This is a genomic window from Mesorhizobium sp. M0243, assembly GCF_040321775.1.
Taxonomy (GTDB): domain Bacteria; phylum Pseudomonadota; class Alphaproteobacteria; order Rhizobiales; family Rhizobiaceae; genus Mesorhizobium.
This window is the reverse complement of the sequence record NZ_JAMYSF010000083.1, coordinates 1-795: the sequence shown is the minus strand read 5'-3', so window position 1 is coordinate 795 and position 795 is coordinate 1. Positions and strand designations below refer to the sequence as shown.

The 795-nt window shown below is 57.5% G+C and carries 1 protein-coding gene; it reads left to right on the top strand.

Annotated elements, in window-relative coordinates; translation table 11 throughout:
- Positions 1-325: 325 nt before the first annotated feature.
- Positions 326-795 (top strand): MCP four helix bundle domain-containing protein (locus NKJ11_RS33720; RefSeq protein ID WP_352795185.1); only part of this gene is annotated, 470 nt, incomplete at its 3' end.

The window sequence follows — 795 nt, the reverse complement described above, 5'->3', positions numbered from 1 at the left end:
TTGGGCCGCAAGCGGGAGGTCGGCTTTCGGGCATCGAGCTGACCTAAGCAGTCATTCAACTCATGGCCACAAGTAGCTCATACACGCTCCTCTTGACGCGGCGTGCCACCCTAGCCGATGTCGGGCTGATGTGCGTGGACGGCAGGACGTCCTTGACCACCGCTTCTGGCGCCGCCGATTGGCGAGCCGCCTCTCCATCATTTGCGATGGAACGGAAAAGAAACCATTCAGCATCAGACTGCCGCTTTTCGACGCACCTTTTCGAATACGTCGGAACGAGCGCTTGTCGCGCAGCCCACGATGCCCCCATTGGTGAACCGGTTCCATGAAGAGTCTGACAATACGCCACCGCATCCTCGTCAGTTTCGCTGCCGTTCTGGTGGTCATGTCCGTGATAGCCGTCATGGCGTACGCCTGGTTTCTTCAGGCGGGCCAGGAGGCGACTGAGGTCGAGAAGGGCATCCTACCGGACCTTTATCACAGCACCGAGATCATGACGGGCCAGATGGCGGCCCATAGTCTGCTTCAGGAATTTGCCCTTCAGGAAAACCCGTCGGACAGAAGCACGCTTGAAAGCGCGATCACGACCAATCGCGACCAAGTGCAGCGATCGATGGACGACTATGAGGCAACAATCGTCTCCGACATCGACAAGCAGAATTATGCACTCGTCAAAGAACTCGCCAACCAATTCCGTCTGGCTGAAACTGCTGTGCTGGACACAAGCCGGGCTGCCTTGTCGAAAGGTGAAACTCCCAATGAAAGCCCGGCCCTCAAGAACACCGTAGAGCCGAT